The organism is Candidatus Thiodiazotropha sp. AKAK2 (genome assembly GCF_058244685.1).
In genome coordinates this window covers 164,700-190,602 of record NZ_JBSYOP010000017.1, presented here as the reverse complement: position 1 = coordinate 190,602, position 25,903 = coordinate 164,700, and the positions used below count along the sequence as shown (strand labels likewise).

21 protein-coding genes are annotated in these 25,903 nt (G+C 52.1%); 17 read left to right on the top strand and 4 right to left on the bottom strand.

Going from position 1 to position 25,903, the window contains the following annotated elements; genetic code table 11:
* The first annotated feature begins 192 nt into the window (after positions 1-192).
* Complete coding sequence (locus AC4IE8_RS06675) at positions 193-1,479, top strand: alpha/beta fold hydrolase (RefSeq protein WP_490790625.1); 1,287 nt, start codon at positions 193-195, stop codon at positions 1,477-1,479.
* Positions 1,480-1,484: 5 nt separating this feature from the next.
* On the opposite strand, the gene AC4IE8_RS06670 is transcribed toward AC4IE8_RS06675, so the two are convergent.
* On the bottom strand, positions 1,485-2,537 hold the full coding sequence (locus AC4IE8_RS06670; RefSeq protein WP_490790624.1) for a class I fructose-bisphosphate aldolase: 1,053 nt from the start codon (positions 2,535-2,537) through the stop codon (positions 1,485-1,487).
* A gap of 220 nt (positions 2,538-2,757) precedes the next feature.
* On the opposite strand from AC4IE8_RS06670, the gene AC4IE8_RS06665 reads away from it, so the two are divergent.
* The gene (locus AC4IE8_RS06665) at positions 2,758-3,360 is read left to right on the top strand and encodes a TetR/AcrR family transcriptional regulator (protein WP_490790623.1); all 603 of its coding nucleotides are present in this window, start codon (positions 2,758-2,760) and stop codon (positions 3,358-3,360) included.
* An 18-nt stretch (positions 3,361-3,378) separates the two neighbouring features.
* Positions 3,379-4,092 carry a hypothetical protein gene (locus tag AC4IE8_RS06660; protein WP_490790622.1) on the top strand — a complete coding sequence of 238 codons (714 nt, stop codon included), beginning with the start codon at positions 3,379-3,381 and terminating at the stop codon, positions 4,090-4,092.
* Positions 4,093-4,183: 91 nt separating this feature from the next.
* On the opposite strand, the gene AC4IE8_RS06655 is transcribed toward AC4IE8_RS06660, so the two are convergent.
* Entirely contained in the window at positions 4,184-7,087 is a 2,904-nt protein-coding gene (locus AC4IE8_RS06655; RefSeq protein WP_490790621.1) for a Calx-beta domain-containing protein, read from the bottom strand.
* A 539-nt stretch (positions 7,088-7,626) separates the two neighbouring features.
* Between AC4IE8_RS06655 and gspD the strand changes: the two genes are divergently transcribed.
* The 11 genes from gspD to AC4IE8_RS06600 all read left to right on the top strand — a co-directional run bounded on the left by gspD (position 7,627) and on the right by AC4IE8_RS06600 (position 18,376).
* Positions 7,627-9,798, top strand: a complete 2,172-nt coding sequence (gspD, locus tag AC4IE8_RS06650) for a type II secretion system secretin GspD (RefSeq protein WP_490790620.1) — start codon at positions 7,627-7,629, stop codon at positions 9,796-9,798.
* A 211-nt stretch (positions 9,799-10,009) separates the two neighbouring features.
* A complete protein-coding gene (gene gspE / locus AC4IE8_RS06645) occupies positions 10,010-11,758 on the top strand; it encodes a type II secretion system ATPase GspE (protein WP_083226271.1) in 1,749 nt (582 codons plus the stop codon).
* Positions 11,758-12,978, top strand: coding sequence for a type II secretion system F family protein (locus tag AC4IE8_RS06640; RefSeq protein WP_490790619.1), 1,221 nt, complete (start codon positions 11,758-11,760; stop codon positions 12,976-12,978). The genes gspE and AC4IE8_RS06640 overlap by 1 nt, the downstream gene beginning before the upstream one ends.
* Positions 12,975-13,460, top strand: coding sequence for a prepilin-type N-terminal cleavage/methylation domain-containing protein (locus tag AC4IE8_RS06635; protein ID WP_068995433.1), 486 nt, complete (start codon positions 12,975-12,977; stop codon positions 13,458-13,460). Before AC4IE8_RS06640 ends, AC4IE8_RS06635 begins: the two co-directional genes overlap by 4 nt.
* A complete protein-coding gene (locus AC4IE8_RS06630; RefSeq protein WP_490790618.1) occupies positions 13,441-13,836 on the top strand; it encodes a type IV pilus modification PilV family protein in 396 nt (131 codons plus the stop codon). Before AC4IE8_RS06635 ends, AC4IE8_RS06630 begins: the two co-directional genes overlap by 20 nt.
* Positions 13,823-14,491 (top strand): prepilin-type N-terminal cleavage/methylation domain-containing protein, encoded by a 669-nt coding sequence (locus AC4IE8_RS06625; protein ID WP_490790617.1) that lies wholly within the window; start codon positions 13,823-13,825, stop codon positions 14,489-14,491. Before AC4IE8_RS06630 ends, AC4IE8_RS06625 begins: the two co-directional genes overlap by 14 nt.
* Positions 14,491-15,402 carry a type II secretion system minor pseudopilin gene (locus AC4IE8_RS06620; protein ID WP_490790616.1) on the top strand — a complete coding sequence of 304 codons (912 nt, stop codon included), beginning with the start codon at positions 14,491-14,493 and terminating at the stop codon, positions 15,400-15,402. Before AC4IE8_RS06625 ends, AC4IE8_RS06620 begins: the two co-directional genes overlap by 1 nt.
* Positions 15,403-15,428: 26 nt before the next feature.
* Positions 15,429-16,508 (top strand): PilN domain-containing protein, encoded by a 1,080-nt coding sequence (locus tag AC4IE8_RS06615; protein ID WP_490790615.1) that lies wholly within the window; start codon positions 15,429-15,431, stop codon positions 16,506-16,508.
* Positions 16,509-16,545: 37 nt separating this feature from the next.
* The gene (gspM, locus tag AC4IE8_RS06610) at positions 16,546-17,142 is read left to right on the top strand and encodes a type II secretion system protein GspM (protein ID WP_068995438.1); all 597 of its coding nucleotides are present in this window, start codon (positions 16,546-16,548) and stop codon (positions 17,140-17,142) included.
* On the top strand, positions 17,139-17,693 hold the full coding sequence (locus AC4IE8_RS06605) for a hypothetical protein (RefSeq protein WP_490790614.1): 555 nt from the start codon (positions 17,139-17,141) through the stop codon (positions 17,691-17,693). The genes gspM and AC4IE8_RS06605 overlap by 4 nt, the downstream gene beginning before the upstream one ends.
* A 188-nt stretch (positions 17,694-17,881) precedes the next feature.
* Complete coding sequence (locus AC4IE8_RS06600) at positions 17,882-18,376, top strand: low molecular weight protein-tyrosine-phosphatase (RefSeq protein ID WP_490790613.1); 495 nt, start codon at positions 17,882-17,884, stop codon at positions 18,374-18,376.
* Between the two features lie 146 nt (positions 18,377-18,522).
* Here the strand turns inward: AC4IE8_RS06600 and rne are convergent, their stop codons facing one another.
* A complete protein-coding gene (gene rne, locus AC4IE8_RS06595) occupies positions 18,523-21,531 on the bottom strand; it encodes a ribonuclease E (RefSeq protein ID WP_490790612.1) in 3,009 nt (1,002 codons plus the stop codon).
* Between the two features lie 545 nt (positions 21,532-22,076).
* Here rne and rluC point away from each other — a divergent pair.
* The 3 genes from rluC to sppA are packed head-to-tail and all read left to right on the top strand — an operon-like array spanning position 22,077 to position 24,733.
* The gene (rluC, locus tag AC4IE8_RS06590) at positions 22,077-23,033 is read left to right on the top strand and encodes a 23S rRNA pseudouridine(955/2504/2580) synthase RluC (RefSeq protein WP_068995450.1); all 957 of its coding nucleotides are present in this window, start codon (positions 22,077-22,079) and stop codon (positions 23,031-23,033) included.
* A 1-nt stretch (position 23,034) separates the two neighbouring features.
* Entirely contained in the window at positions 23,035-23,694 is a 660-nt protein-coding gene (locus tag AC4IE8_RS06585; protein ID WP_490790611.1) for an HAD-IA family hydrolase, read from the top strand.
* A 49-nt stretch (positions 23,695-23,743) separates the two neighbouring features.
* Positions 23,744-24,733 carry a signal peptide peptidase SppA gene (gene sppA / locus AC4IE8_RS06580; protein WP_490790610.1) on the top strand — a complete coding sequence of 330 codons (990 nt, stop codon included), beginning with the start codon at positions 23,744-23,746 and terminating at the stop codon, positions 24,731-24,733.
* Positions 24,734-24,778: 45 nt separating this feature from the next.
* Here sppA and AC4IE8_RS06575 read toward each other — a convergent pair whose 3' ends face one another.
* A complete protein-coding gene (locus AC4IE8_RS06575; protein ID WP_490790609.1) occupies positions 24,779-25,738 on the bottom strand; it encodes a Rossmann-like domain-containing protein in 960 nt (319 codons plus the stop codon).
* Positions 25,739-25,903: the final 165 nt, after the last annotated feature.

Sequence of the window (25,903 nt, the reverse complement as noted above, 5' to 3'; positions counted from 1 at the left end):
GACGGCGTATGGCTTAAGTAGCAGCGACCTTTGCGGTATAAAGAAATTGTCTGCTTAAACTATCAAGCTTGTATTTTGAGATACCACTGGGAAATCAGGTTTTGACTCTTTACGCTCACCATGAACCCACGGGTTCAACTTTAGTTTAACTTTAGCGCCAATCAACTGAAATAGACAGCTGGTGACAGCACAATGAAGCCACAAAAAACCCTCAATAAGTTCGGTTTATTGAATCAGACGACCATCCCACAATCACTGTTTAGCACACTGTTTGCGTTTCTGCTTCTCATCATCATGAGCAGCGGCTGTTCACTGTTGGAGATCTCGCAACAGAGTGAGGGGGTGAACAAGGCCGGGACCATCTCCGGTCGTGTCGGGATCGAGAGTGGCAGTGATGCACCGGTGACGATTCTGCTTTTTACCTATCAGGATTTTGCACCGAAGCTGGAACGAAAATATGTTTTGCAGGGGGCCGGGGAGTTTCGTTTCTACGCACAGGAAGGTAGCTACTACATTGCCGCTTTTCAGGACACCAACCGGGACAGTCTCTACCAGCAAAGCGAACCGGCGACCCTGTATGGTGGTAGTGATCTGTTCAATGCATCCTCAGTGGCTTTGCAATCCAGTGGCCATGTGGAACTGGATAGACTGGTAATTAAAGGGCCGATAGCCAATAAAACAAACCGTGACAATATCTCTTTTGAGATTGAGCAGGACCACACGGGAGAGATTGCCACTCTGGATGATCCAAGATTCTCTCGTGAGATCGGGTCACTGGGATTGTGGAAACCGATCTCTTTCATCGACCAGGTGGGTATTGGGCTCTATATGCTCAGCTCACCACAGGAAAAGCGAATCCCTGTAATTTTCATACATGGCGCTGGCGGGACACCGCTGGAGTTCGCCGATTTGGCAAAAAGCCTGGACAGCCAACGCTTTCAACCCTGGGTGCTCCACTATCCAAGCGGCTTACGACTGGACATTGTCAGCGACTATCTGGTGAAAAGCATCAATCAGCTGGAGAGTCAGTATCCGTTCGACAATTTCTATTTGATTGCCCACAGCATGGGCGGACTGGTGATGCGTTCAACGGTAAAAAAGTACACCGAGAGCGAACATCACCCGGCGATCGGTCTGACCATGACCATCAACAGCCCCATGGATGGGATGGCCAGTGCTGAGTTTAGTGCCAAGTCATCACCGATTGTCATTCCCTCCTGGCGGGATATTGCGCAGAACAGTGAGTTCCTCAATATTATCAGGGGTTGGCCCTGGCCGGAGGAGATACCCTATCACCTGGTGTTCTCCTATCAGGGGGGGGATAGTGATGATGGGGTGGTTGATCTGGAGAGTCAGATTCCCCTGACGTTACAGGCTGAAGCGACACGCTTGTACGGATTCAATGCGGGACACGCGACGATTTTAACCAATCCGGAGTTTGTCCAGAGGTTTCAAAATATCCTCAACAACAGTTTATAGAGCGGTCAGGCGATGCTTATGCTGTTATCCAGATAGACGTCCTGAATGCTGTTTAGTAGCTCCACGCCTTCACGCATCGGCCTTTGGAACGCCTTGCGTCCGGAGATCATGCCCATGCCACCGGCCCGCTTGTTGATCACCGCAGTACGTACAGCCTGAGCCAGGTCCCCCTGACCCGAAGAGGCGCCGCCGGAGTTGATTAAACCGGCACGCCCCATATAACAGTTGGCCACTTGATAACGGACCAGATCGATCGGGTGCTCCGAGGTGAGGTCAGTGTAGACCTTGTCGTGAGTCTTGCCGAATTTAACCGCCAGATAGCCCTTATTGCCTTCGGCCTGTTTCTGTTTGACGATGTCCGCTCCAATGGTGGCGGCCAGATGGTTGGCTTGACCCGTGAGGTCAGCTGAAGCGTGATAGTCCACCCCGTCCACCTTAAAGGAGCTGTTTCTTAAATAGGCCCAAAGTACGGTCACCATGCCCAGTTCATGGGCTTGTTGAAACGCTTCCGAGATCTCCATGATCTGGCGGCGGGATTCCGGAGAGCCGTAGTAGATTGTGGCGCCAACTGCCACCGCGCCCATATCGAATGCCTGTTCCACCGAGGCGAACAGAGTCTGGTCATAGATGGTGGGGTAGGTGAGCATTTCATTGTGGTTCAACTTGACCAGGAAGGGAATCTTGTGAGCATAGCGCCGTGATACCGAACTCAATACCCCTAAGGTTGAGGCAACAGCGTTGCAGCCCCCCTCAATGGCCAGTTCCACGATCTTTGAAGGATCGAAATAGATGGGGTTCGGTGCAAAGGAGGCACCACCCGAATGCTCCACGCCCTGGTCAACCGGCAGTATTGAGAGATAGCCGCTGCCAGCCATTCGACCGGTATTGAACAGGCTCTGCAAGCTACGCAGCACCCCGGGTTTGAGCTCCTTGTCGGCGACAACCCTGTCCACATAATCCGGGCCGGGCAGATGAAGCATGGATTGGTCTATGGTCTTGCATTGGTGGCTCAACAGCTGTTCTGCCTCAGAGCCGAGTAGGGTGGTGATATCGCTCATGGCTTGTTCCAGGTGGTGATTCTGCTCTTTGAGTATAGAGCGTCTGTAACCATATGTAAGAGAAAAAACTGTACATTTCACCGATGTCTGTCGAGGCTACTAAAAAAGGTCCTGGAGCCTTCTATTCACTGATTCTTACACGGCTGCATCATTTGACAGCTTGACAAAGTATAACAGACTAACTAGTCTGAAATAATATCAGACTAATCAGTATGAAATCATGCCAAGACACAAAGAGTTCAGCGAAGAAGCGTTATTACAAACGGCGATTCTGCTGTTTTGGGAAAAGGGCTACTGTGATGCTTCGGTTGATGAGCTGATCAAACGATCAGGTGTAGCCAAATATGGTATCTATGCCACGTTCGGCTCAAAACGAGCGTTGTTCAAAGCGGTCCTGAACCAGTATGCCGAGGATAGAAAACAGGATATTCAGCGGCCATTACGAAAGCCGCATGCCGCCTTACCGGAAGTTCTCTCTTTCTTTGCGGCGCTACCGACAAAATTAACCAAAAAGGGCTTTCAAACTGGTTGTTTGATGGCTAATACCGGCATGGAGCTTGGTGTGCAGGATGAGGAGTTCAGCAGTATGGTCAAAGCTTTTTTTGATGAGACAACTGAAACGATGCAGGCCTGCCTGGATCGGGCCGTGAGCTTAAAGCAGCTTGACAGCCAAGCTAATACTGAAATTCTTGCCAGGTTTTTGATCAATGAGTTCAGAACACTACTGATGTTGGCTGCCAGCGGCAATAAGAAGAGAGATCTTAAACTACAGATGGAAACCGCTCTGACATTATTGCCAACACTCAATAAGTTATCAGCTTAACCAACCATGGTGATCGACATGAATCTCTCGATAGTCCCCATTTATCTTGCTGTTGTATTCCTCTTCTGCTTTCTGTTGGTCAGACGGGCTTCGAAAAATGAGTTTATCGAAAAAGCAGTCGAGCGAAAGATTCTTTTGTTGTTGCTTGCATTTATCGTTTGGAGTGTATCGATTGCACTGTTGGCGCTTGGGGATCAACATATCTCGCTGATGGCCAAAATACCTCTGCTATGGCAGGCATTCGTACCGGTGGTGATCTGGATTACAGCACTCATCCTCTCTGCTGAATTACGCTCAGGTTTGCTTAAAATCGCCACCCATACACCGGCACATTGGTTTGTTCTGATTCAGTCACTACGGCTCGGTGCGATCGGTGGCGTCGTCAAAGGATTGAATGGTGAGATTGCTTCTGGCTACATCTTCTGGATCGGAATACCGGATTTTCTTTTTGGCTTATCCGCTCTGTTCATTGGCTTGTTGATGATGAATCGAAAGATCAAGGCACGATTGCTACTCGTTTGGCATCTGATCGGGTTTTCACTGATATTTTTCCCAACCTTTGTGATCATGAGCTATTGGATGAATGAACCCGGGTTTGTCTTTATCTTTGAATATCCAATGATACTTGCGCCTGGGATGCTGGTTCCATTACTGATCTCACTGAACCTGTTGCATGCCTGGGGATTGTTTCAGAATGAGCGGCAATCACAACTGCAAAGCCTGCAGACCTGATATCCACTCCAGTTAGGGCCTATTGGTTTCGTGTTAACAGGCCCTGGAATCAGCAGGGAGATATTCCCAAAGGCTGGTTTCACGAAACCATTCAGGACTGCTCGCTTTCTGTAGCAGCTGGTTCTGTTTCGGCTGGCGGGCTGGCTGAACTCTCAGTTTCTGAGTCCACTTCTGACTCACTGGCGGGAGCGGATTTGGGTTCTTCTCCAGCTGTCTCCTCCGGCAAGCTGATTTCATGCTCTTCCGCCTGTTCGCTGGTCTCGGTGTCTGCGCCACAATTGGTTTGATCCTCAGCAGAACCACAGGATGATTCTTCATCAGCCTTTCGCTTTGACTCGGCATCCATATTGGCCATCCTCTCCCGCTGCTCCTCGGCTCTTGCGCGCCCATACTTGCGCAGATTGATTTCGAATACCTGTAGACCGGATGAAGCTTTGTCCCGGTAACTCCTGTTACCCTGACTCTCAGAGCTGTTCTGCTGATCAAACAGAGAGCTGCTGGACGAGCCAATGGTTGAAGATGGTGTGGGGGATTGTATGGAAACAAAGGGCAGGGCATCATCATCGATGATGCGGATAATGGCTGTGCTCGGATCGGAAATCACCGCGCCGCCACCTGCATTGGAGAGTATCAAGGTAAAACTGCTCTCTTGTTCGTAGAGCGTGTCATTGATGATGTCGATGGTCAGCGTTCGACGGCTGAACCCTGCCGCAAAGGTCAATGTACCACTGATTGCTTGATAGTCCTCATCCGCATTGGCTGAGCCGTCCAGTGTGTTGTACTCAACGGTGGCGTCGATATCAAGGTTGCCCTCACGAAACACAGTCACCCTGAGTTGGCCGGCGTTCTCTCTGACTTCGTAGCTGACAGACTCCAGTGAGATGGTCGCAAAATTGGTGTCAGGATCATCATTCAGGATAGAGATCGTGGTTGAAGCCGGCGACCCAATGTCCGCATCACCATCCAACTCTGTGATCATCAGTTGGAATCGTTCGCTCTCTTCGAACAGCTCATCGTCGATCAGTTCGATAGCGATCTGTTTTTCGGTCTCTCCCGGTAGAAACCGGACCGTTGACTCAGTCTCGACAAAATCAATTTCTGCCAGTGCCGTATCAGCAACTGTCCGGTAACCGACTTCGATCGTTCCTGCCGTACCCCCTGTACGAACCAGGCTGACAAGTGCCTCTCCACGGGATTCGTTAACCGCAACAGAGACGGAGTTGAAAGCAACCGTGCCGGCGCCATCATCATCCAGAATGACCACCTCAACTTCATCCTGATGCCCGAGGGCTGCATTGCCTCTGACATCGCTCAATACTATCTGAAAAGCTTCATTCTCTTCGTCATCCCGGTCATTGATGATCGGTATCTCAATTGTGCGCAGTGTCTCGCCATCCGCAAAGGTCAATCTGCCGGACTGGCTGAGATAATCGCTGCCGGCTACAGCGTCGTCATCACTGGTGGTAAATTCAACGGAAACTTCACCTTCACTGTTGCCCACCCGTCTGACAGTGACGATCAGCCGGGAAGTATTTTCATCGATCGAGTATTGGTTTTCATTGAATATCAGCAGGCTTTCATCACCGGAGCCCGAATTGCTCAAAAGCAGATCATAGGCTGCTGCGACATCCGCCAGGCCATAGCCGAATTGATCGTCGGCTCCGGCTTCACCAAGATCGACTGCGCTGTCGTAGAGTGCGGTCTCAATCTGCGAGATCGGGGTATCGGGAAAGGCGCTCTTGAGCAGCGCCAGAGCACCGGTGATATGCGGAGCCGCAAAAGAGGTACCGGAAACGATGTTGTAGGCAACCGGCAGTCGATCAGTGGTATAGACCTGTGAACCAGGTGCCACCAGCTTCGGGTAGATCCCGCCGTCACAGGCGTTGGGGCCACGACTGCTTTGAAACTCGATCTCATCCAGCAGATCGATCGCACCAACCGATAGTGAACCAGAGTTGTTGGCGGGACTGATACTGGTTTCCGCAAACGGGCCATAGTTGCCTGCGGAAAACACCACACCGATACCCGCTTCCCGTAACAGTCGAATATCCTCGTCAAACTCCTGATAACACTGGTTGATGGTGTTGGCGAAACCCCAGGAGTTGTTGACCAGGTGTGGGGCGTCATCCGTCAGTGGGTCACCATCGGGGTCGAGCAACCACTGAAAAGCCAGATGGATGGCACTGAGAGTGGTCTGATTCGCATTATCAAAGATTCGTGCCGCGATCCATTTTGCTTCCGGGGCCATCCCGACCTGATAGCCGCTCTCATCACCTGCGAGGATCAAGCCGAGTGCCTGTGTGCCATGTCCCACCAGGTCGATTGGCAACTCCTGAATACCATAGGGATCGAACCAGCTGTTGTCACCACCGCGCCAGCGGTCAGCCAGATCCGGATGATTCACATCGACACCGGAATCCATGATCCCGACAACAATCCCTTCACCCCGAATCTCCCGTTCCCAGAGTCTCGCTGCATTGAGCTTCTCGATATTCCACTGAGGCTGGCTGTCAATATCCTCCGCTTCCGGAGTGTTCATGGTCAGGCGCATGTCTACGGTTACCCGCTCGACACCCGGTAGTGCCGAGATTGCATCAATCATCTCGGGGGGGACATCCAACGCGATGCCGTTAATGGTCCAGAGGGATTTCAGTCGGGTTTTTACGCCATGCTTTCTCAGCAGCTCGGCCAACCTGACTGAGGCTTCCCGGGTTTGCTGCTGGAGGCTGCTGAAGACGTTTTGGCGAAACTGCCTGCGTTTCAGCGTTCGGCTCTCTTTGCGGCTGCGAAATTGTTCCGATTTCTGGTGTTGTTCTTTCAGCTCGCTGATGTTGTACTGTTTTTCAAACCGAACAATCACAGGCACCCGATCGAGTGTTGAGGCATCCGAAACCAGCCTTTCCACATCGGCAGTCAGTGCCGCCGCAGCAAAGAGCATCGGTTGGTGAAATATGATGGCCGCCAGAACTACAGCGGTTGTAAATCGGTTAAGCATGCCTAGTTCGCCACAAAAGACGATTAATTCCTCGAATGCGCAGATACCTGTTGTATAAGGTTCACTCTGATAGTGAATTAACTATATTCTCTGTACATATTGGGCGATATGCTGACTACTACTACCAGTGAATGAGGTCTATTACTACCTAGGGTGCAGTGAATGGGCTTCCTAGGCTGTCAGTGTGGATTCTTAACTGACTGTTATTGTTAAGTATATTTCGCTCTGAAGATTGCTTTGGACTGTAGCTGTGATGGTAGGGTTTTTATGCATCAAAGGTAAGGAGTTACCCCATATGCAAATACACCCTCCCATCAATCATACTATCTAAGAATTTCTGCTGAGATAGAGTAAGGAGATTTCTGATCAGATCGGAGTCAATGGATTGAATTGATTCTGCTGCTGTGCAATAGCATTGAATAGCTGTCAGGACTAAGGTTTACGAAGTAGTTGCGATAGTTTGGGAATTGATCATAGGAAAGCCAATGGGTAACAGATTGAACAGATTTTCGGTAGTTTTGCTGTCAGCAGTTTTGACAATGCTACTGGCTTCCTGCGCCCAGCAACCCAAGATGGAGGATGCCGCAGAAGGGAACGGGGTCTCTTTCGACAATCAACAGCGTCCGGAACTGCCCGCTTTAAGTGCTGATGATCAGAATGAGCTAGTGCTATCCGAAGAGGTGAAACGAGAGCCGGAGTTTTTCGTCCGTCAGGGCAGTGGTGAGTTCATCAATTCCAAGGCACAGGCGAAGCGCCAGAGCCAACCTGCCAGAGGCGACATCACTCTGAATTTCGAAGCAGTGGATCTGCGGGAAGTGGTGAAGGTGATCTTCGAAGAAATTCTGCGGGAAAACTATCTGATCGACGATAAGGTTCAGGGAAAAGTCACCATCCACACCACCTATCCGGTCACTACAGAGTCCGTATTGCCGATTCTGGAGAATATTCTGCAGATGAACGGTGCGGTGATGGTGCGTAATGGTGCCCTCTACAAGATTCTTCCAGCGGCTGATCTCAAAGGCATGGCACTGAAACCCTCGGTAGGCCAGGGCCAGGCAAAAATGCGCGCGGGTCAGGGCGTACAGATCGTTCCACTGAAATACATCTCTGCTGTGGAGATGAAAAAGATTCTCGAATCGTTCACCACAAAATCCGAACAGATTCGTATCGATCCAGGCAGAAATCTGATGATCCTCAGTGGTTCCTATCAGAAGATCAACAATCTGCTGCAAACCATCAAGATGTTCGATGTGGATTGGCTGAGCGGCATGTCCTTCGGTCTGATCCCACTGAAATACACCGATGCGAAGACCCTCACCGATGAGTTGCAAAATATTCTCGGGGATGGTGATGCCTCACCCCTGGGTAATATGATCAAGTTGATTCCGGTTGAACGGCTGGGTGCGGTGATGGTGATCAGTCAGCAGCCCAGATATATCGACGAGGCACGCCGTTTGATTGCACAATTCGATCAGGGGAGTGACAAGTCGCCGGACCGCAGGCTCTATGTTCACCATCTGAAAAACGGCAAAGCGGAAAATATCGCCGCGATCCTGCAGAGCATATTCGGCAATGAGGTGGCTGCAACCGATTCCGCCGGTCCTCTCAGCCACAGTGATCCATTGCTGCGCTCCAATGTACGTTCGCCGACAACCACCGGTATCGATCTGAAAAACAGCAATGCGGACCGGGAAGCGGCCTTGACCAAGGATCAACCAACTCTGGCTGCTGCCGATGATCCATCGAAGGATCAGTCCGAGAGCACCAAGCCAGGTGGCGGAGCCGCATCGACAGCAACCATCATTGCCGATCCTGACAACAATGCAATTTTGGTCATGGCCAGCCCCAAGGACTACCAGAAGATCAAAGCAACCATCACCCGGCTCGATGTGGCGCCCAAACAGGTGATGATTGAGGCGACCATCGCCGAAGTACAGCTCTCTGACAATCTCAGCTACGGTGTGCGCTGGTTCTTCAACGGTTCCACCGGTGGTGGGCGTCCCTACCAGGGTGGTCTGGGCTCGCCACTGCCCGATAGCGTTGGTGGTGATGGATTTGCCCTGGGGCTGTTCAACAGTCTGGATGATCTGAAGGTGTTTTTCGATATTCTTGAGAATGAGTCTTCCGTTAAGTTTCTCTCTGCCCCGCAGATCATGGTGATCGATAATCAGACCGCCAGTTTCCGGGTCGGTGACCAGATTCCGATCGTTACCCGCTCTTCGCAGAGCACCACAGATCCTAACGCGCCGATCGTCTCTGAGGTTCAGTTCCGGGATACCGGCACCCTGTTGCAGATCACGCCCCGCATCAACGAGGGTGGCATGGTTACCCTGGAAGTCAGCCAGGAAGTGAGTACACCCGGTTCAGCACCGGCGATCGGCGGTGGCGGCAATGTGGCAATTTCACAACGGACAATTGAGAGCACGGTTGTGGTCCATGACGGTCAAACCGTGGTGCTTGGTGGCTTGATCAGAGAGAACACCAGCAGTGGCCAGGCCGGTATCCCCGGATTGATGCATATTCCGCTGCTTGGCAGTCTGTTCAGTAGTACCACGAAGGATATCAGTCGTACGGAACTGATTATCACCCTGACACCAAAAGTGGTGCGGAATCCGCAGGAAGCCTTCGATATCTCCCAGGAACTGAGAGAGAAAATCAAAGAAGCCACACTGTTCAAGGATGACTTCTACCGGCGTCGCGCGGTGCAGTAAGCGATCCATGAACAGGGCTCATGGCCTTGAGTTGTCTGTCAACAGATCTCGAGGGTGAAGATTCCGCAGATACCCGCGGCAACTGCCTATTTATCCCCGCTGTCTGGCGTTTGTAATGTGGCGCTCAAGGATCTATCCCATTGTTACGCTACACTAGACTGTAGCTATACAATGAGTATGAAATTTTCTGCAGTCCGAACACAGGCATGGGATGAATACAACGAGTCGCAGCATCAATAACGAAACCCTCTCGGCAGACGATCCTGATCAACTGGAACCGGTCTATACCAATCAGCCCATCTGTGTTGCACTGGTGGCATCCGGGCGTTTGGGCATGGCCGATGCGGATCGGGCGGTACGACTGAAGGAGAGTCAGCAAAGCGACGAGTCAATTGGCAATATTCTGCTGCAACTGGGGCTGATTTCAGATCGTGATCTGGCCCAGGCCCTGGTGGAAATCTGCGGTGTGCCTCTGGCCGAACGGAAAGACTATCCGGAATTGGCCCATCTCAGTGATAACATCTCCGCCAACTTTCTCAAACAGCACCGACTGGTGGTGTTCGACGATCAGGAAGAGCACATTCTGGCGATCATGGTCGATCCCAGTGATCGCTTCGTCGTCGAAGCCCTGGAGCTGATCAGTGGCAAGTCGGTAAAACTGCTTACCGGTATCGCCAGTGAGATCGATGAGACCATCCAGGAGCATTTCAATGAACTGCAAAAGAGCAGTTCAGCCGAGGAAGGGGACGGGCTGGAGCACCAGTTGCTGCTGGATGATGTTGAGCAACTCAAAGAGCTGGCCAGTGAGGCGCCGGTCATCAAGATGGTCAACCAGATCATCCAAAGAGCGGTTTCCAGCAAAGCCTCGGATATCCACATCGAACCCTTCGAGCAGGTGCTGAAGATCCGCTATCGGGTCGATGGCCTGTTGCGTGAGACAGAACACCCATCGATCAATATGGCGCCGGCCCTGATCTCCCGTATCAAGATCATGGCCCATCTGAATATCGCTGAACGCCGTCTGCCCCAGGATGGGCGATTCAAGATTCGTGTGCATGGCGCTACCCTGGATCTGCGTGTCTCCACCGTACCGACACTGCATGGTGAGAGTATGGTGCTCAGGCTGTTACAAAGGGATGAGTTGAATCTGGATTTTGCCAGTCTTGGCTTTGAGAGCGCCACCGAACAGCGCCTGCTGGAGATTCTCGATCGTCCCCACGGCATCGTCGTCGTTACCGGGCCCACCGGCAGTGGTAAAACCACCACTTTGTATGCCGCGCTGAACTATCTCAACCGCCCTGAAAGAAAGATCCTCACCGTAGAAGATCCGGTTGAATACAATATCGAGGGGGTCAACCAGATCCAGGTAAAATCGAGTATCGGGCTTGGCTTCAGTGAGGCTTTACGTTCCATCGTAAGACAGGATCCGGATGTGATTATGATCGGTGAGATCCGTGATCAGGAGACTGCCAAGATAGCCGTACAGTCGGCACTGACCGGCCATCTTGTGCTGTCATCTCTGCACACCAATGATGCCGCCGGCAGTATCACCCGGTTTCTTGATATGGGTATCGAGGCGTTTCTGCTTACCTCGACAGTAAATGCAGTTGTCGCCCAACGACTGGTGCGCAATCTCTGCCCCCATTGCAAGCAGTCGTATACGCCGCCGGCGGAGCTTCTTGCTCGCTTTTCCGCTATCCAGGAGTCACCCACCTTATACAAGGCTGTCGGTTGTGATCAATGCGATGGCAGTGGCTATCGTGGACGAAGTGCGATCATCGAGATGATTGAGCTGAGCGAAGCGATGCAGTCTCTGATACTGCAAGGCAAAGACAAACATGCTCTGGCCGCCTGCGCCAAACAGGAAGGGGCAAAATCCATGTATGAGGATGGCCTGCATAAAGTGGCGCGAGGCATTACTACATTGGAAGAAGTATTAAGAGTCACTCAGGAGAATTGATGGCGTCTTTTCTCTATAAAGCAGTTTCATCGGATGGTGAGATCATTGAAGGGGTACTCGAAGCGGTAAGCCGGGAACACGCGGTGAACCAGATTCACCTCAATGGTCAGGTGCCAATCCGCGTAGAAGCGAGTCAGCAGAAGAGCCATCAAACCTCCCGCAAGCTGTTCAAGCGCAAAAAGATTGCCCAGGGTCAGGTGGTCGCCTTTACGCGTGAACTGGCAACCCTGCTGCACTCCGGCCAACCCCTGGATTCAGCGCTTGGCATCCTCGTCTCGATCTCCGGAGACGACTCCCTGTTCAGTCAGCATCTGATGAGTATTCGTGACAGCCTGAAGAGCGGTCATTCGTTCGCCGATGCCCTGGCCAAGGAGGAGGGGGTATTCAGTAACTTTTTTATTCAGATGGTACGGGCCGGCGAAGCGGGTGGTGCTCTGGAGAGCGTGCTTTCAAGACTCTCGGTTCATATGGAACAGGCCCAGGAGGTCAGAAATTCACTGATTTCAGCACTGATCTATCCAGCGATCCTGTTGTTTGTCGCCATCACATCGATCCTGATCCTGCTGACCTATGTTATTCCCCAGTTCAGTGAACTGTTCATGGACATGGGGGAGGCGCTGCCTCTCTCCACTCAGATCACCATGGGTCTTGCGACTTTTCTGCAGGATTATGGCTGGGTGCTGGCCCTGGGGGTGATCTTGGTGATTTTCTTTTTCAAGTGGCAGATGAGTCGCAGACGGTCGGCGAAACGCTGGCATGGTCGATTACTCAACCTGGGAGTGATTGGACCAATCATCAAGCAGGTGGAAGCGGCCCGCTTCTGCAGAACCCTGGGGACACTTTTGGAAAATGGCGTACCCTTGTTGAAATCTGTGGCGATCGTTAAGGACACCATCGGCAATTTCGTGATTGCCGATGGGATGGATCAGGTCATCAAGCATCTGCGCTCCGGTCAGAGACTGGCCGATCCACTGGCCGAATATGCTCAGTTTCCTCAATTTGCCCTGCAGATGATCCGGGTTGGTGAAGAGTCGGGTCAGTTGGAACCGATGTTGATGCAGACTGCAGAGATTCTCGATATGGAGACCCAGACCCTGATCAAAAGGGCGCTCAGTCTGGTTGAACCGGTGATGATTCTGGTGCTTGGTTTGATCATTGCGGGTGTGGTGATGTCGATCCTGGTGGCCATTCTGGGGGTTAACTCACTGGTTGCCCTATGAGTAGATTCATATTTCAAAGTCGTGGTTTTACACTGATCGAACTGATGCTGGTGCTGGTATTGATGGCGATGATGTTCACCCTGACACCACCGCTGATGCACAAAGCATTCCCGGCACTGAAGTTGAAGGCTGCTGCCAGAGATCTGGTTCAGGAGATTCGCTTTGTACAACAATCCGCAATCATTTCCGGTAGCGAATCGAAAATCAGCTTTCAGCTGCAGACCGATCAGTATCAGAGTGATCTGGTAAATCAGGGTGCAGTCAGACAGCTGCCAGAGGGCATCAGTTTTAGCGCGGATACTGGTGAAAACCGTGAACAGATTCTGGTCTTGCACTTCTATCCCGATGGCAGTTCAAGTGGTGGACTAATCCGGCTGGGCAACAAGACACGTGGGTTTGTTATAACTGTGGACTGGTTGACCAGCCGGGTAGAGCTCCTCGACAGCCGTGATTTTAACGAAGATGCGTCATTCAAAGTCTGAGGGAATGTCACTGATCGAAGTGCTGGTGGCCTTCGTCATTCTCGCCATGACGATGAGTGTCATTCTGCGAATCAACTCCGGTGCGGTACGAAACCATCAGGTTGCCTCGCACTATTTTGAAGCTGTGTCTATTGCTCAAACCCGGCTTGAGCAGATGAGTGCGGAGATCGAAACAGAAAGCTACAGTGAACAGGGGGTCGATCTGGATACCTATACCTGGTCCTACTTGCGCCAACCCTACAGTTGGAACGATGCGAAACTTGTGGCACTACCACTGATCACTGTCGAGGAGCGTTTAAAAATCAGCTGGGAAGCCCCTGGTGGCACTCGGGAGTTGTCCTTCACTCGAATCGGGGTAATTCGTGACAAACCCTGAAGTTGGCAAATCCGCTTTTCGAGTCAGGCCAGGTCAATACCGCCACTGTGCTGGTTTTACGCTGCTGGAGATCATGATCGCCTTACTGTTATTGGCGGTCATTACCACCACCTCTGTCTCGATGTTGTTCCTGAATATCAAAGGCTGGGAGCGGGTGACGGATAGCAGCGACAGACAACTGGCTGAGTTACTTACCACGGCCAGGGTAGAACAGATCATCCGCAATATCATTCCTCTGACATGGCAACAAAAGAATCGCGTCCGCCTGTTGGCCTTCATGGGTGATGCCCAGCAGGTTCAGTTTATAGCGCCGGCTCCACAACAGTATCAGCCAGGTGGGTTGTTTGAATATCGCCTCTCTCTGGAAGATGATTTCGAGCAAGGCAGGATTCTGCTGCTTCACTATACCCCACACAATCCGAAGAACAGTCAGTTTGTACTGCCGCAAGCGGGGCGCAAACGCATACTTCTGTCCGGTCTGGAGCATGTCGAATTCAGCTTCTTCGGACTTCTGCTCAATCGCAATCAGCCGGAATGGACAGATCGTTGGGAGCCACTCAATAACAACTATCCCGAGCTGGTGAAAATCAGCTTTACAGAGATGGGCATGACCACTCCTCATGAAAAGATTGTGAGAATAAGACGCAACGACTGATGAATCCGCGAATCGTTCATAACAGCATAAGAGACAGAGGAAATTTTGCTGCTGCCCGGCAAAATCATGGTGTTGCGCTGATTCTGGTGCTTTGGCTGGTTGCCTTGTTGACCATTATTGCGGCCAGTTTTTCCACCCAGTCGAAAGTTGAAAGCCGGCTTGCAGGTAACGCGAAGGATGCCTTGCAGGCAAAACTATTGGCCGAGAGCGGCTTCAGTCGTGCGGTGATGGAGCTGATGGTTCTCAGTCCACAACAACGATGGAATTTTAATGGCCAGCTCTATAGGCTGCAGATGGCTCAGGGAGATCTGGAGATCTCGATACGGAATGCTTCCGGTCTGTTGGATCTGAACAAGGCTTCCGCTGACCAGTTGAATAGATTGTTTGTGCTGATTTCAGATAATCCGGACGAGAGGAACGCCTTGGTTGATCGAGTCAATGATTGGCGGGATGCGGATGATCTCAGAAGGCTGAATGGTGCGGAAGACAAGGATTATCATGCCGCAGGTTATGATTACGCCACTGCCGGAAAAGATCTGACCAGCCTCGAAGAGCTGGCCTATGTGATGGGTTTTGATGCTGCACGGGTAAATCGTTTACGCCCCTACGTTACGCTCAATTCAGACGCCGCTACTGTGGACTTCCGCTATGCCTCCCAGCAACTGACGGCCCTGTTGACCTCGACCGGTCAAGTCGGCTCAGAACTGACCGAAGCCCTGGATCAACTGGATAGTGAATTGGCGAATCTTGACCTCTCCCAGGGTGGCGGAACCTCACAAAGTAAGGTGTTTCGTATCGAAATCAGCGCCAGGACAAAACAGGGAGGGCATGCCAGAATAGTGGCAGATGTCGGTTTAAAAAACCGGGGCAGAAAACCTTATTCGATTCATTCCTGGTATGAGTCGTTATAAGGGCAAAAACCGGATAGAATCTTGAAATGGCCGTACAGACACTAAAATATCAATGGCTGGGTTTCTGGAGGTGGTGGAGTGGTGAAATCAGTTCGCTCATGCCGGATGGCCTGCGTGCATTGTTCAGTGGCGGCAGACCGGCGCAGTTGCTCTATGAGGATGAGTCACTTCGGTTTGTCAACCATGGCCTGAGTGGTGAAGAGGTTGAGCAGAACTATCTGAAGGTCATCGATTTTGAGGATTCCGACCAGAAACGGATGCTGGCCTCTGCGAGTGAGATTCGCCTCTGTCTGGAAAGAAAGAAATATCTGTTCAAAAAGGTCACGCTGCCGATCGAGGCGGAAGAGAATCTACGTGAGGTGCTGGCTTTTGAGATGGATCGCCAGACCCCCTTCAATGCCAGCCAAGTCTACTATGATTATGTGATCAACGGCCGCGACAAGCAGAATCGGACGCTCGATATCACCCTGATACTGGCCCCAGTGGATAAAATCGCTCATGCGCTCGAGCAGTTGGACGAGAACAACATCAGGATAAACGCAATCTCACCCTGCGAGGAGATCGATCCTAAACTCAATTCAGTCAACTTACTGCCTCCGGAAAAACGGGAAAAACCCCGCAAGCGCTACCGGTTAATCAATCTGTTACTGTTTTTCATACTGCTGGTGATACTGATCGGTAATCTGGTGCTGCCGGTATGGCAGAAATCCAAGTTGGCGGCTCGGCTGGAAGATCAGCTGAAACAGAGTCAGCAACAGGCCAATGAGGTCTCCAAATTGAGGGATTCGGTTGCCAATGCAGAGTTGGAAAACCGATTCCTCGAGGACAAGAAAAGATCCTCGATGCAGATACTCGAGGTACTCAATGAGCTGACCCTGCTGCTACCGGATGATACTTGGGTGAACCATTTCGAAATCCGTGACGATAAGGTGCACATTCACGGGCATTCTGTCGCTTCCGCAGTACTGATACCACTGATTGAATCATCCAAGCTGTTTCGAAATGTCTCTTTTCGCTCACCGGTGACGCAGAACAAAAAGAACAAAACAGAGCGCTTTCATATCTCAGCTGAGTTGATCTCCAGCCAGGCGGGGGATGAGACATGACCGATGCAACCTGCAACAGCCATTGGAGGAGGGGTGAATGATTGAATCCCTGACGCCTAAACAGAGTCGCCTACTGGCACTAGGGTTACTGCTGTTATTGGTTGGCTTGAGCCTGATTGCGGTGATCTATCCGGCCTGGACACTGAACAGTCACTATGATGAAAAGATCAGTAATCATCAGCATCAGATTCAGCTCTATCAACGGATCTATGCACAAGCGGACCATTATCAGTCTGAAGCGGCCCGTCTAAAACGTGTCCGTCAGTCGGATCGTCGCTATTTGCAGAGCAAAACCGATTCCCTGGCGAAGGCTGAGCTGCAGCGCCGTGTCAAAGGGGTTGTCTCATCCAACAAGGGTGAGATCCTCAGTACTCAGATCATAAGTAACGATCAGGAGGATGGTTTCAGTCGGGTGGCGATTCGTGTGCGTATGAAAAGCACGCTGGAAAACAGTGTCTCAATATTCCACAAACTGGAGAGCGAAAAACCTTTTCTGTTTGTCGATGAGATCGTGGTTCGAAGTCGACCGATTGCCAGGCGTCGGTTGCCGGCAAACAAAAAGATCAAGCAAACCCTCGAGCTGTTGGATATCGACTTTAAATTAGTGGGATATATGAAGGGGCAGGATTCATGAGTCCCTGGAGAACATTTTTCAACTTTCTAACCCTGTTGCTGCTGATCGTCATCGGTCTGGCATCCGCGATGATTGTTTATCAATGGCGTAATCCGGCAGAGGTGGAAGCGTCAGAGAATCATCAGCTCAACCCAGCATCGAAGCAGACAGCCAAAAAAGCCTCTCTCACCCGATTTAACCCTCCATCAGTGACTGTCTATCAGGAGATAATGGACCGACCTCTGTTCAGGGAGGGCCGGGTGCCTCCTGCGGAGCCAGAGAAGGTGGTCAGCAAGCCCGTCGTGCGACAGACACCACTGAAACTTAGGCTGGAAGGGGTCGTGATAACGCCGAAGAATCGGGTTGCCGTGATCCGGGATCTGAATACCAACCGGTTACTGCGGGTTGCCCAGGGAATGAGTCAGAATGACTGGAAGCTGGAATCCGTGGATCATTCCACTGCAACAGTTGTACGCCGTGGCAAAAAACACAATCTCGAGTTGAAAGTTGAGAAGGACAAGAAGGGGAGTCTGCCTAAAAAGAGACCGTCATTCAGGCCTTCCAATAAATAACAGTCAAATCCGGATTGGGAATTGGCGTAATTCCAACCGATCTCTCAATCATCATCAATCAACGATATCTTTCCTTGGTAACCAGACCATACTCCGCCGAATGGGGTAGAATGGCCCATTTTGGATGGCACCTCGATGGCCACTGGTCGCAGGCGTCATCAGCCGACTAAAGATATGAGAATAGCCATATGACAGGTAGTGAAAAAATAGAGGTTCTGTTCGTTTGCATGGGCAACATTTGCCGATCCCCAACCGCACAAGGTGTATTTCGGGATATTGTGGAAAAGGCGGGGCTGAGTGACAGAATCATTACCGATTCCGCCGGTACGATCGATTATCATGTGGGCGGTAAGCCGGATCGCCGGGCTCGGGAAACTGCCAACAAGCGGGGTATCGACCTGACTGATCTGCGTGCTCGTCAGGTGAGGGTGAGCGACTTCGATCAATTTGACTATGTGTTGGCCATGGATCGCTCAAACTATGAGGACTTGAGTGCTCTCTGTCCGTCAGGGGAGGAGCATCGGTTGCATCTGTTCATGGATTTTGCCCCCGCTCGAAAAGAGCAGGAGGTACCTGATCCCTATTATGGGGGTGCTGCCGGTTTCGAAAATGTTTTTGATATGGTCGAAGAGGCGTCCCGAGGACTGCTAGAACACATACGCCAGCAGCATCTTCTACGTTAAGCCTGGAGAGGTTCAGTTTGGATCGATCCTCAACCCAACATCTTCATACTAACTTTACAAAGCCCCTGGATGGGATTTGCTTGAATCGAGCTTGGCTGAGTCGGTCGGGAGGGGCTCAGCCCCTCCCGACCGTCACAACTTAAGAATCAATCCCTACTGGCGTCAACAACATTGACATCCGTATTGGCTGCAGGTTTCTTGGTCTCAACCTGAACGGATTTGGATGCAGGCTGAGCACGGCTCTCCAATGCCTTTTCAATGGTAGCCTTGGCTTGCGGCATTGCCGATTGTGGTTCAGGGGTAGCTTTGGCTTGCGGCTTTGCCGATTGTGGCTCAGGGGTAGCCTTGGCTTGCGGCTTCGCCATTTTTGGTTCAGCGGTTGCTTTCGCTTTCGGGCTTTCAACCTTGGCGTTTTCCGCCTTGCTCTCTTTAGCGATCGGTTTCGTCTCAACCTGTTGAAGTTTCACCGCTTTGGGTTTTGGCTTCGGCTTGGGTTTCACAGCGTTATCAACAGGCTCTTTCCGGGGAGAGGCCTGGGTCGCTGTGGTTTTAGCAGGCTTCGCCTTAACCTCGGTTTTAGCCTTGGTTGTCTCAACCTGTCCCGCAGGTTTTGGCGGCTTGGCTTTTTGCTCAGCCTGTTTTGGTTCAGCTGTGGTTTTATCTTGCTTTTTCGCCGGCTTACGATCAGCTACCAGCTTGGCATCTGAGCTTGTCTGGGATTCTGCCGGTTTGGCTGCTGTAGGCTCAGTTTTGGCCGTTTTTACTTGCTGCTCAGGTTGCGGTTTGGCTTTTGGCTTCTCTCTAGGTGCAGCCTCGGCTGTCTCAGCAACGCGATCAATCTGTTGAGATTTCTGATTTACCTCAACCCGGCTGCTGTCATCCCGCGACTCGGTCTCTTGCCTTGCCTCTGCCGGTTTTCCAGCTTTGGCGGTCCTGGGCGAGGCAGACTTCTTCTGTGCCCTGGGCTGTTGTCGCTTCGGTTTCTCCTGACTCTTCTCTTGAGCCTTCTCCTGAGCCGGGGCTTCCGAAGTCGCTTCGGTAGCGCCATTGTTTACTGCGGTCTGATCATTATTCCGTTCAGCGGCTGAGCGTCTTCTGCGTCCACCGCGACGTCCCCGTCTCGACTTCGGCTTAGGTGTGGTTTCCGTGTTGTCACCTGCCACGGCTGCCGTGGCTGGTGCGGCCTGCTCCTGGGGCTTTTTCTCCTGTGTGGCGCGCTTGTCGGCGGATCCACCAGCCTTGTTGCCGCCACGCCGCCTGTTGGACGATTTGTCCTGGTTTCTGTTGTCACCGCGACGCTCACCGCCGGCGGATTTTGCATTCCGCCCACCAGGCTGAGTGGCGCGTCGGCCTCGACGGTTATTTGAATTGGATCCGGACTGTTGACGGGCCGGGGCCTTTTTCTCTTCAACTTCAGGCTGTGCAGGTTCAACCTCCTTGGAGGAGAAGATACTGAAGATCTTTTTCAGAAAGCCGGTCTCGCCAGTCTGGCTGTCGGTTGCTGCCGGTGCCGGTGCAGGTGCCGGTGCTTCCATTCTCTGTGGTGCCGGGCTGGCCGGTGCGATGGATTTTACTGCTGGCTGTTCGGATTTAACCTGTTTCGCGGTGATGTACTCAGCAGTTTCAGTCGCTTCATCGGAGACCATCTTATAGCTGGAGACGGTATCGTCTTCGTCCGGCAGATCGCTGGCGCGGATCCGGTCAATCTGGTAGTTGGGTGTCTCCAGATGGATATTGGGAATGAGAACAACTTCGATCGACTGACGCTTCTCGATGTCATGAATCATCTGGCGCTTTTCATTCAGCAGGAAGGTGGCCATATCCACCGGCAGCTGGGCCATGATGCGACCGGTATTCTCCTTCATCGCCTCCTCTTCGATGATTCTCAGCACCGAGAGGGAGAGGGATTCCACACCACGTACTGTGCCGTGTCCTTTACAACGGGGACAAGCCTGCTCACTGGCTTCTCCAAGGGAGGGCCGCAGGCGCTGTCTCGACATCTCCAGCAGGCCAAAGCGGGAGATCCTGCCGATCTGAACTCGTGCCCGGTCCTGTTTCAGCGCCTCTTTGAGACGATTTTCCACTTCACGCTGATTGCGGGAAGGGGTCATATCGATGAAATCGATGACAAACAAGCCCCCCAGATCACGTAATCTGAGCTGGCAGGCAACCTCATCGGCTGCTTCCAGGTTGGTGTTCAGCGCGGTCTCTTCGATGTCGGCGCCTTTGGTTGCCCGGGCGGAGTTGATATCGATTGAAGTCAGGGCCTCGGTATGATCGATCACAATCGCGCCACCGGAAGGCAGACTGACCTCCCGTTGAAAGGCAGATTCGATCTGGCTTTCGATCTGGTAGCGGCTGAACAGGGGCACTTCATCATCGTAATGGCGCAGCTTTTTACCGTATTGCGGCATCACCTGGTTGATGAAACGCTCCGCTTGACCGTATACATCCGCGTCATCGATGACGATCTCGCCGATATCCGCCCGCAGATAGTCCCGAATGGAGCGAATGATGACATTGCTCTCCTGGTAGATCAGAAACGGGGCGGGTTTCTCGGCAGAGTGCTCGATGGCATTCCAGAGCTGGATCAGATAGTCGAGATCCCACTGCAGTTCTTCGCTGTTTTTGCCGACACCGGCGGTGCGTACGATCAATCCCATATCTTCCGGGATCTGCAGTTCACTCATCGCTTCCCGCAGTTCGGTACGGTCCTGCCCTTCAATTCTGCGGGAGACGCCTCCAGCCCTGGGGTTGTTGGGCATCAAGACGAGATAGCGTCCGGCCAGAGAGATGAAAGTGGTCAGCGCAGCACCTTTATTGCCACGCTCCTCCTTCTCGACCTGAACAATGACCTCCTGACCCTCTTTCAACGCCTCCTGGATATTGACGCGCCCTGATGACTCTCTGGCCTTGTTGGTGAAGTAACTTCTGGAGATCTCCTTGAGGGGTAGAAAGCCGTGGCGTTCTGCACCGTAGTCGACGAATGCGGCCTCCAGGCTGGGTTCGACACGGGTGATACGCCCTTTGTAGATGTTGGCTTTTTTCTGTTCCCGGCCGGGAATTTCGATATCGAGATTAAAGAGTTTTTGGCCATCGACGATGGCAACACGCAACTCCTCAGGTTGAGTTGCGTTGATCAACATACGTTTCATATTGTGTTATCCGTACAGCCGCCCGACGTCCCATCCCAATGAGCAAAGCGACACACCATCATGAACAGGCATAACAAATGCCTGCTCAGTTCTGGAGCATCACTCAGCAACCTCCGGGGCTGGGAGGGTGTTCCAAACCAGAAAACTAGCTCGGACGGCTGAAAAACTGTTAAAGTTCGCCGCTCGGGATCTGCTATTGACCGAACTGATCAAGGCGCTCAGAGCTGGGAGTGTGACATGGATTTTTCTATATGGCCCGGTAATCGCTTCCAGGGCCTAATCCGAATTCGTCGGATTGACACTCGATATTCACTCTGGCGCGGCTGTGAGGGTTCAGATTAAGAGCCAGGTCCCAACGGCACCTGTACGCTAAGCTGGTAATCCGGGTTGCACAAACGAGAAATCGGGCTGCAACATCGCTTACTGACCGCGTGGGCGTCGGCTGTATTGAGGTTCACAAACTGGCCGGCGCCTGAAAAACTAAATTGAATATAGCAATCTTCACACCGAACATCAATCTTACAATGCAATTAAATCGGCGCTAAATGTCAGAATCAAAAAAGAATTCTTCAACGGTACGATTCATTGACATCACTCAGGAAGAGGCCGGGCAGCGAATAGACAACTACCTGATTCGACAACTCAAAGGGGCGCCGAAAAGCTATGTCTACAGAATCCTGCGAAAAGGCGAGGTGCGGGTCAACAAGGGCCGGGTAAAAGCGCACTACAAGCTCAAGTGCGGAGACTCGGTTCGCCTGCCACCGATGAGGCTGTCCGCAAGGGCTGAACAGGGTGGTAGGATTCCGGACAATCTGCTCGATCTCCTGAGATCTGCTGTCGTTTATGAGGATGAGCGGATTCTGGTGGTCAATAAACCCTCGGGTCTGGCGGTACACGGCGGCAGCGGTGTCAGTTTCGGTGTCATTGAGATATTGCGCCAGCTGCGATCCGGGGAGAAGCATCTGGAGCTGGTCCACCGGCTCGATCGGGATACCTCCGGGTGTCTGTTGCTCAGTAAGAAACGCAGTGCCTTACGCACTCTGCATGAACTGATTCGTGAAAATAGGATCGATAAACGGTATCTCGCCTTGCTCCATGGCAGTTGGCGCAAAGGTGTGCAGACGGTGGATATGCCGCTGAAGAAGAATACACTGCAGGGTGGTGAACGTGTGGTGCGTGTGGATGCAGAGGGGAAACCCTCTCAAACCATCTTCAGGCGGATAGAGCGTTTTACAGAGGCGACCCTGGTTGAAGCGGAACTGATTACCGGCCGAACCCATCAGATCCGTGTTCACAGTCAATGGTTGGGATCACCGGTCCTTGGTGATCAGAAGTATGGTGATGCAGTGGCCAACCGGGCTTTCAGAGACAAAGGTTTGAAACGACTGTTTCTGCACGCCTACAAACTCGGACTGCGTTGGCCTGGCGAGAAAAGACAACTGACCATCGAGGCGCCACTTCCGGATGCCTTGTCCCAGGTTCTGACAAAACTTAAGGGTTAGCATGAAATTTGAGTTGTTAATATTTGATTGGGATGGGACTTTGATGGATTCTGAGGCCCGAATCATCGCCTGTGTCGAAGCTGCTGTGCGGGATTTGGGGATGCCGGTACCGGGCACTAAATCGATCAGCAATATCATCGGTCTGGGTTTGAAGGAAGCGGTCCACCAACTTTTTCCCGATGCGGATGATCAGCTCCATCTGCAGATCGCAGCCCGCTATCGGGTGCACTTTTTCAGCGACGAGGAGGCGCCGTCTCAACTGTTCGACGGGGCCAGAGAGACGCTGCAGGAACTGTCCGATCGTGGCCATATGCTGGCTGTGGCAACGGGCAAAGGTCGGCAGGGATTGGATTATGCGCTGGAGACGACTGGATTGGGTGATTTCTTCCATCTGACCCGATGTGCGGATGAGACTTTCTCCAAGCCCCATCCGGAAATGCTTAATCAGATTCTTGAATTGAGTGGCATGGATCCTCATCAGGCGCTGATGATCGGTGATACGGAATATGATATGGAGATGGCGGTGAATGCAGGTATGTCCTGTTTGGGGGTAACCTACGGCGTGCATGCGGCAGAGCGTCTGCGGAAACATAAACCGCTCGATTGTATCGATCACATCGCTATGATACCCAAGTGGCTTGATGGCTATGTGAAAAACTAGAGAATTTATCTAAATAAATTATTTATCAATAGCATGTAAGGTTTTTTTAATGTCAGATAAAATGCAAGAGGAACAGCGTAATCAATCTGAACCCAGTCAATGGGAAAGGGATCTGCTCAACCAGATGGTGATGGCGACCGTGGCGGAAAACCGCAAAAGCCGCCGTTGGGGGATTTTCTTTAAATTTCTCACCTTTGCCTATCTGTTCATCCTTCTGGCGATGTTTCTCTGGTCAGATAAACTCCAGGTGGACCAGATCACAGCGACTGAGCACACCGCGCTGATCAATGTGAAGGGGCTGATCTCCTCCGAGACCAAAGCCAGTGCCGACAAGGTAGTGACAGCGCTGCGCAAGGCCTATGAGGATGAGAAGACCAAGGGGATTATCCTGCGCATGAACACACCGGGTGGCAGCCCGGTTCAATCCCGCTATATCAATCGGGAAATCGGCAGGCTGAAAGAGAAGCATCCAGACATTCCGGTCTACGCGGTTGTCTCCGATATCTGCGCCTCAGGCGGCTACTACATCGCGGCGGCGACGGATAAGATCTACGCGGACGAGGGCAGTCTGGTCGGCTCCATCGGTGTACTGATCAATGGCTTCGGTTTCGTCGATGGCATGCAGCAGCTTGGCATTGAGCGACGCCTGATTACTGCGGGTGAGAACAAAGGGCTACTCGATCCATTCTCCCCACTGGAACAGTCTGACAAAAGCCATATCCAGCAGATGCTCGATCAGCTGCACAACCAGTTCATCGAGACGGTCAAAGAGGGACGAGGTGATCGTCTCAAAGTCGATCAACACCCGGAAATATTCAGTGGTCTTTTCTGGAGTGGGGAAGAGGCGCGCAAGCTCGGACTGATCGATGAGTTCGGCAGCAGCAGTTACGTGGCCAGAGAGGTAATCGGAGCTGAAGAGATTGTGGACTTTACTCAGAAGGAGGAGGTCTGGGATCGCCTGGCGCGCAACCTGGGAGCAGGCGCCGCCTCGGTTCTCGCCAGTATGGCCGGGCTTGGGGAGGGCCTTACGATACGCTGATGTCAGTACTGATCACTGACCTGCCCAGTGAAAGGGCAGGTCTGGTTAACAGTTCAAACCATCCCACTCTTGTTTATAGCGGCTATCCAGTCGGGACAGTTGCTGATCCAGTTGCAGCAGGTTCTGTTTACCCGGGTAGGATTGATTGTGCTGTTGGTACCACGCCTCCATCGCCTTTTTCAACCCTTCCCGCTGGTTGAAGATCGATCCGATGGCACCTTTCAGGCGGGTCAGCTGATCGCTCTGCAGATCGGCGATGGCGTAGCGCACGCCGGTCTCAAAGATTCGGGTCCCGCCGCCTTCACGTGCTGTCTGCCAGAGTTGCTCGCTAGCGTGGATCTGTACGCCGGCAAGATAGTCGATACCATAATCCTTGAAAATCTCCAGCCAGGGGGTGGTAGGTCCCATCAGCACCACCTGTGCCTCCCTCGACAGTTCCGCCAGACGGGGGAAGGTCTTATTGATCAATGTGGTGGCACTGAGAAAGACCCACTCCGCATCCCTGAGAAGAAATTCTGCTGCCGGATCCGGCAGATCCTCTGAGGTCGGATTGCGCTCCAGAATGGTCAGTTCAAAGTCACCATCGAGCCGATGTTCGATACCTGGGTAACGCCCTATCACCACCACCTTTTTTCCCGTCAGCTGAGGTTTGAAATGCTCAAATACGGCAAGATTGGCGGAGCCTTTCGGGAATAGGGGGGTGGCGGATTCAGTCAGTGGGTTGTTGCTGTTGATCTCTGCGTTGAGTGCCGCCATACCAATGGCCGCTTCATGCTGATTCCAGGATTTAACCCAACCGGCCAGCTGTTTCAAGTTGCGACCAACCAGCGTGCCGGACCAGGGCAGGACTCTGGTCATGCTCCCGGGACTCATCGCCAAACCGGTTGATGACTGGTCTCGCACCAGTGTCCAGGTAAGTCCTATCTGGACCTCTTCGACTCTGCCATCATCGGTAAGCTGATCGAGAAGCTGCTGATAGAGTGACCAGGGGTGATGAGCATTCATGGAGGCTCCTGTAATACAAACTCCGCTATTGAATAAACCGTTGCTGTAGCTCGCAGCAAAGCAGACGGCTGGTTGATTCATTGAATGCAAATATCAATCCAGTGCTAACCTGTTGAATCAGCAAGAGGATGCCATGAATATAATGTCGGCTTACCTACAAAGCCG

Bases quoted from the DNA above. Each gene is read 5' to 3' on its own strand.
- AC4IE8_RS06675 (WP_490790625.1), top strand. From the start codon at position 193: ATGAAGCCACAAAAAACCCTCAATAAGTTCGGTTTATTGAATCAGACG.
- AC4IE8_RS06670 (WP_490790624.1), bottom strand. From the start codon at position 2,537: ATGAGCGATATCACCACCCTACTCGGCTCTGAGGCAGAACAGCTGTTG.
- AC4IE8_RS06665 (WP_490790623.1), top strand. From the start codon at position 2,758: ATGCCAAGACACAAAGAGTTCAGCGAAGAAGCGTTATTACAAACGGCG.
- AC4IE8_RS06660 (WP_490790622.1), top strand. From the start codon at position 3,379: ATGAATCTCTCGATAGTCCCCATTTATCTTGCTGTTGTATTCCTCTTC.
- AC4IE8_RS06655 (WP_490790621.1), bottom strand. From the start codon at position 7,087: ATGCTTAACCGATTTACAACCGCTGTAGTTCTGGCGGCCATCATATTT.
- gspD (WP_490790620.1), top strand. From the start codon at position 7,627: ATGCTACTGGCTTCCTGCGCCCAGCAACCCAAGATGGAGGATGCCGCA.
- gspE (WP_083226271.1), top strand. From the start codon at position 10,010: ATGAATACAACGAGTCGCAGCATCAATAACGAAACCCTCTCGGCAGAC.
- AC4IE8_RS06640 (WP_490790619.1), top strand. From the start codon at position 11,758: ATGGCGTCTTTTCTCTATAAAGCAGTTTCATCGGATGGTGAGATCATT.
- AC4IE8_RS06635 (WP_068995433.1), top strand. From the start codon at position 12,975: ATGAGTAGATTCATATTTCAAAGTCGTGGTTTTACACTGATCGAACTG.
- AC4IE8_RS06630 (WP_490790618.1), top strand. From the start codon at position 13,441: ATGCGTCATTCAAAGTCTGAGGGAATGTCACTGATCGAAGTGCTGGTG.
- AC4IE8_RS06620 (WP_490790616.1), top strand. From the start codon at position 14,491: ATGAATCCGCGAATCGTTCATAACAGCATAAGAGACAGAGGAAATTTT.
- AC4IE8_RS06615 (WP_490790615.1), top strand. From the start codon at position 15,429: ATGGCCGTACAGACACTAAAATATCAATGGCTGGGTTTCTGGAGGTGG.
- gspM (WP_068995438.1), top strand. From the start codon at position 16,546: ATGATTGAATCCCTGACGCCTAAACAGAGTCGCCTACTGGCACTAGGG.
- AC4IE8_RS06605 (WP_490790614.1), top strand. From the start codon at position 17,139: ATGAGTCCCTGGAGAACATTTTTCAACTTTCTAACCCTGTTGCTGCTG.
- AC4IE8_RS06600 (WP_490790613.1), top strand. From the start codon at position 17,882: ATGACAGGTAGTGAAAAAATAGAGGTTCTGTTCGTTTGCATGGGCAAC.
- rne (WP_490790612.1), bottom strand. From the start codon at position 21,531: ATGAAACGTATGTTGATCAACGCAACTCAACCTGAGGAGTTGCGTGTT.
- rluC (WP_068995450.1), top strand. From the start codon at position 22,077: ATGTCAGAATCAAAAAAGAATTCTTCAACGGTACGATTCATTGACATC.
- AC4IE8_RS06585 (WP_490790611.1), top strand. From the start codon at position 23,035: ATGAAATTTGAGTTGTTAATATTTGATTGGGATGGGACTTTGATGGAT.
- sppA (WP_490790610.1), top strand. From the start codon at position 23,744: ATGTCAGATAAAATGCAAGAGGAACAGCGTAATCAATCTGAACCCAGT.
- AC4IE8_RS06575 (WP_490790609.1), bottom strand. From the start codon at position 25,738: ATGAATGCTCATCACCCCTGGTCACTCTATCAGCAGCTTCTCGATCAG.